5 protein-coding genes are annotated in these 4,248 nt (G+C 41.8%); all 5 read left to right on the forward strand.

Going from position 1 to position 4,248, the window contains the following annotated elements:
• Window positions 1-129: 129 nt before the first annotated feature.
• Entirely contained in the window at window positions 130-1,638 is a 1,509-nt protein-coding gene (gene hpaE, locus AC1DSB_RS15155) for a 5-carboxymethyl-2-hydroxymuconate semialdehyde dehydrogenase (RefSeq protein WP_477532129.1), read from the forward strand.
• Between the two features lie 21 nt (window positions 1,639-1,659).
• Window positions 1,660-2,643 (forward strand): 3,4-dihydroxyphenylacetate 2,3-dioxygenase, encoded by a 984-nt coding sequence (gene hpaD, locus AC1DSB_RS15160; RefSeq protein ID WP_477532128.1) that lies wholly within the window; start codon window positions 1,660-1,662, stop codon window positions 2,641-2,643.
• Window positions 2,644-2,805: 162 nt separating this feature from the next.
• Window positions 2,806-3,282: a hypothetical protein gene (locus tag AC1DSB_RS15165; protein WP_342541604.1), complete on the forward strand. Its 477-nt coding sequence runs from the start codon at window positions 2,806-2,808 to the stop codon at window positions 3,280-3,282.
• A complete protein-coding gene (locus AC1DSB_RS15170) occupies window positions 3,279-3,635 on the forward strand; it encodes a hypothetical protein (RefSeq protein ID WP_342541603.1) in 357 nt (118 codons plus the stop codon). Before AC1DSB_RS15165 ends, AC1DSB_RS15170 begins: the two co-directional genes overlap by 4 nt.
• Window positions 3,632-4,248: glutathionylspermidine synthase family protein (locus AC1DSB_RS15175; protein ID WP_477587022.1), on the forward strand; the 617-nt coding region annotated here is incomplete at its 3' end. The genes AC1DSB_RS15170 and AC1DSB_RS15175, both read left to right, overlap by 4 nt.

A 4,248-nucleotide genomic window follows, 5' to 3' on the forward strand; every position in this document is an offset into this window, starting at 1 on the left:
CCCTTCAGAGGCTCTGAAAAAAGAAGTTCGCGAAACACTCGTCGACCTTGGGAAACTTCCAAAGGAAGCGGCTGTAAACTAATAACTTAGTTGATGATCACTACAAACTTAAGAATATAGGTGATAAGTATGGTATCTTCACGAGAAAAAGTGGCGTTTAAACATGAAACGCAAGACAATATCCTACTCTATATCAATGGGGAATTCACTTCTGCTACTAGTGGCAATATGATAATCAATATGAATCCTTTTACAAATGAACAAATCAACGAAGTTGCTGAAGGACAAGCAGAAGACATTTATAAAGCAGTAGCTGCTGCACGTGATGCCTTTGACCATGGTCCTTGGAAGACGATGAAACTTACAAAAAGAATGGAATACATTTATCGGATAGCGGACTTGATTGATGAAGAAGTAGAGAGAATTGCTTACTTGGAAGCGCTCGATACGGGACTTCCAATCAGCCAAACCAAAAAAATGGTTGGCCGTGCTTCGGAAAACTTCAGGTTTTATGCACGCATGGTGGAAAGCCGCCTCGTCGGCGATGCCTATCAAGTGGACGACGAATTTATCAATTATACAATCAACACGCCAGTTGGTGTAGCAGGGTTAATCACTCCGTGGAATGCACCATTTATGCTGGAAACATGGAAAGTTGCTCCTGCACTGGCAACCGGCAACACGGTTGTTTTGAAGCCAGCAGAACTGTCGCCACTGTCGGCGAACTTGTTAGCTGAAATCATTCATAAAGCAGACCTGCCAAAAGGTGTCTTCAACGTGGTTCATGGCTATGGAGAGACAGCTGGGGATGCGCTCGTTAAGCATCCCGAAGTTCAACTGATTTCATTTACAGGGGAGACAAAAACCGGCTCGACTATTATTAAAAATAGTGCTGATACTTTGAAAAGCTGTTCGATGGAACTAGGTGGGAAGTCACCGATTATCGTCTTTGACGACGCTGACTTTGAGCGGGCAATGGATGCATGCGTCTGGGGAATTTATTCCTTTAACGGGGAAAGATGTACCGCGAACTCCCGCTTGTTTGTGCAGGAATCCATAAAAGATGAATTTATTGAAGCACTGAAAAAACGTGTAGCAAAAATCAAGATGGGTGATCCACTAGAAGCCGACACAGAAGTGGGGCCCTTAATCGATAAAGGTCATTATCAAAAAGTGAAAAGCTACTTGGATATTGCCAAAGAAGAAGGCGCGGAAGTCATTACGGCAGATATTCCTGAAGAAATGGCGAAAGGGAATTTTGTTGCACCGACTCTACTGTTAAATGCAGAGAATCATATGCGCATCGCCCAGGAAGAAATTTTCGGACCGGTACTGACGGTTATGACATTTAAGGATGAAGAAGAAGCTATTAAACTGGCTAACGATATCAATTACGGGCTGGCAGGATATGTATGGACAAATGACATCAAACGTGGTCACCGAGTAGCGCATAAAGTGGAAGCTGGTATGTTATGGGTGAACGCTCAAAATGTGCGTGATTTAAGAACTCCTTTTGGAGGCTCGAAGTATTCGGGAATCGGTCGTGAAGGCGGACATTACGGTTTCGAATTTTATACCGAGCAGAAAATTATTCATGTTTCAATAAACGATCACCATATTCAACAATTCGGAAAATAACGGCAGAGGGGGGTGACCACAATGGATTTTTCTATCATTCGAATCGCGAGGACAGTTCTTCATGTAACCAATTTACAGGCTTCCCGTGAGTTTTACGTCAATGGTTTAGGCATGATTGAAACAGAAAGTGATGACCAGCATATTTACTTAAGAGGTCTCGAAGAACATGCTCATCATAGTCTTTTATTAAAACAAGCAGAAAAAGCAATGGTGGAAGTACTCAGTTACAAGGTGGCGAAAGAACAAGATCTTGACGAAATCGAAAAGCTCTTTACATCCAAAGGATTGAAAACAAAATGGCTACCTTCCGGAACGCAGCATGCGATCGGAAGAACACTTCGTGTGCATGATAACTCTGGAATTCCATTGGAGTTTTTTGCGGAAATGAAGACAACCGATCGCATGCTCCAACGCTATGACTTATACCGCGGAGCGAAAATTCAGCGGATTGACCACGTTAATTGCGCAGTGCCTGACGTTCAAAGAGCTTATGATTTCTACGTTGACCACTTAGGCTTCTCCTGTTCAGAATATACGGAAACTGAAAATGGCGACTTGTGGGCTGCGTGGCTTTACCGCAAGCCAACCGTTCATGACCATGCATTCATGAGTGGTCCAGGACCAAAACTTCATCATTTTGCATACTCTCTGACAGACCGAATCAGCATTCTTGATTGTTGTGACGTTCTTGCCAGTATGGGCTATGCACAATCCATTGAACGCGGTCCAGGACGTCATGGCTTATCAAATGCCTTCTTCCTATACTTGAGAGATCCGGATGGCCATCGTATTGAACTCTACACTGGTGATTACTTAACTACCGACCCAGACTTGAAACCGAAACGCTGGGATTTGAATGATCCACTTCGTCAGACATTTTGGGGACACGAAGCACCAGACCGCTGGTTCAATGAAACGAGTTCGTTTATTGATATTGAAACTGGTGAGGAAATCTCTTACAAAGAACCGGTTTTAGAACAAAGAAAACCAGAAATTATGGCTTGAGTGTATGTAATTGATTGATTGCTTATAAAGTAAGCGAACTCCTTTTTTTCAAGGATTTCGCTTTTTTCTTTTTTCCTGTTATACAATGGAAGCTGACGACTTTTGTTTTAATGAAACCAATGAAGATGAGATTCGTATATGTATTCATAGGTTTGTGAAAGGATGGATGAAAAAGTGAATACGTCACTTGAATACCGTTTATATGACCGTACAAGTTCATATAAACCTTTATTTCACTATGAAGTGATAGATTTACATCAAGTTCTTGCGCGCAGAGAATGCGATTTTTATGTGAAAGAAGGTACAGTCTATAAGCAGACATCATCTGCTATAGAAGGCGAATGGCATGTAATTTATGTAGAAAAGCACAAAGAAGGCGAAAAGGACAAAGAAGAATTCAATCTTAACAATACGTTGAAATTGGAAATGCGTAGATTTAATGAAAGAGAAAACTATCCACTCCTGCAAACGCTGGAGTTCGAACACCACATCGACATTCTTTCCCGAATCGGTTCCGTTTACCACTATATAAATGGTCAAGAGTGGGAAAAAGATTCCGCGGAAATCGATGAAGATCGTCGTGTCTATGTTCTTTACCTAATGGAGACCGGATATAAAATGGAGGGACTCAATAAATGAATAAGACAAAAAAATTGATGGCAGGCGTAGCGACGTCGGTTATGGCCTTAGGGATGACCGGTTGTGGCCAAGATGAATACGAATCTAATTCCTCATTGCCACCAGAACCTACTGAGTACGATTGCGATGACTGGGAATGGGATGAAAACGAAGCAACCTACTATTGTGACGATAGCAGATCCTCACATTTTGGTGCATATTATCTTTTCGGCAACATGTTCAGTAACAAATCTGCGTTAAGAAAATCACCACATTATTCGACTAACTTCAATAACTATAAAAACACACAAAGCAGTACAAGTGGCTATAAATCAGGAATCGGCAGTGGCTCCAAAGGAGGATTTGGCGGGTGAGTGACCCACTATTTCATTTGAATAGACAAAAAATATATGAACAAGTTCCTTACTTTTTCCCGGACTTATACGAAGTAGAATATGCTTTATTGGATATTCGGAAACACTCACATGCTGAATTACAGGAAATCAGAACTGCGGCGGAACGAGTTGGGGCAATATTCAGAAAAGCGGTTCCTCTATTAAGGGAACTAGATGATAATACGCTCATACAACTTGGTTTTCCGAGTGAAGCTCTAGCATATTGTCGCTTGAAAACAATTCCCCAAGAAACCATTATTGGCCGTCTTGATTTTGTAGTTTCACATTCTGGAATCAAACTGATGGAATTCAATTCCGATACCCCGACGTTTATCAAGGAAGCTTTCCAGGCGAACGAGTATGTATGTAATTACTATGGAGTTGAAAATCCGAATCAAACATGCGTGGACTTGTTACGTAAAGAAATGAGGAAAGCTGTTGCCGCTTCCTGGAAGCATCTAGACCGTCCTGGTACGCCTAAGATCGTCTTCACTTCCCATGGTGACAATATAGAAGATCTATGGACGACACGTTTCTTACAGGAACACCTTGATTTGCCATCAGAATACGTCAGTCTGGACCAGCTTCAAGT

It is taken from the genome of Paenisporosarcina sp. P4_E4_2 (genome assembly GCF_056401595.1).

Bases quoted from the DNA above. Each gene is read 5' to 3' on its own strand.
- hpaE (WP_477532129.1), top strand. From the start codon at position 130: ATGGTATCTTCACGAGAAAAAGTGGCGTTTAAACATGAAACGCAAGAC.
- hpaD (WP_477532128.1), top strand. From the start codon at position 1,660: ATGGATTTTTCTATCATTCGAATCGCGAGGACAGTTCTTCATGTAACC.
- AC1DSB_RS15165 (WP_342541604.1), top strand. From the start codon at position 2,806: ATGGATGAAAAAGTGAATACGTCACTTGAATACCGTTTATATGACCGT.
- AC1DSB_RS15170 (WP_342541603.1), top strand. From the start codon at position 3,279: ATGAATAAGACAAAAAAATTGATGGCAGGCGTAGCGACGTCGGTTATG.